Below are 1,036 nucleotides of genomic sequence, written 5' to 3' on the forward strand. Positions count from 1 at the left end.
TTCTCACCAGACGCGCGCTTACGAAGACCGCGGCGGAGGCCAATTGATGACCCATCCGAACGCTCTTCTCACTCCTCGTGCCCGTCTCCGGTTAGCTCGGCTGATTGTCGAAGACGGCTATCCGGCCACGATCGCCGCAAAGATGTTCATGGTCTCCCCGATCACTGCCCGGAAATGGGCAGGCCGCTACCGGGAAGAGGGTGAGTTTGGGATGCAGGATCGCTCCAGCAAGCCGCACCGGATCCCAGGCAGGACGCCCGAGCATGTCAAGAAGAAGATCATCAACCTGCGCTGGCGGCTTCGACTGGGGCCAGCCCAGATCGCTGCGCGACTTGGTCTCTCGACGTCGACTGTTCACGCGGTCCTCGTCCGTTGCCGCGTGAACCGCCTCTCGCATATCGATCGTGTCACTGGCGAGCCATTGCGGCGATATGAGCATCCTCATCCGGGATCGTTGATTCATGTCGATGTCACGAAGTTCGGCAACATCCCCGACGGCGGTGGACATCGTTACGTAGGTCGGCAGCAAGGCGCACGGAACAAGCTCGCGACTCCGGGATTACCACGAGGAAAAGATCACAAGCCGCGCACCGGGACGGCGTTCGTTCACACAGTCATCGATGACCACTCCCGCGTCGCATACGCAGAAATCTGGTCGGATGAGCAGGCGAGCACAGCGGTGGGAGTTCTCGAACGCGCCGTGGCCTGGTTCGCCGAACGAGGCGTGACCGTCGAGCGAGTCCTATCCGACAACGGGTCGGCATACAGATCCCACGCATGGAGGGACTTCTGCGCTCGGCTCGGCATCCGACACAAGCGGACACGCCCCTACCGGCCGCAGACGAACGGGAAGATCGAGCGATTCCACCGCACGCTCGGGGACGGCTGGGCCTATGCCAGGTTTTACGGTTCAGAGGCCGAACGACGCCTGGCGCTGCCCGGCTGGCTCCACTTCTACAACCACCACCGACACCACTCTGCGATTGGCGGCGTACCCTTCGACCGACTCAACAACGTCCCTGGACATCACACCTAG

1 protein-coding gene is annotated in these 1,036 nt (G+C 62.2%); it reads left to right on the forward strand.

The window, feature by feature from the left end; translation table 11 throughout:
* Positions 1-46: 46 nt before the first annotated feature.
* Positions 47-1,036 (forward strand): IS481-like element IS5564 family transposase, encoded by a 990-nt coding sequence (locus tag ACWIE7_RS19485; RefSeq protein WP_011113072.1) that lies wholly within the window; start codon positions 47-49, stop codon positions 1,034-1,036.

The sequence above is a fragment of the Dietzia sp. NPDC055343 genome, from assembly GCF_053645265.1.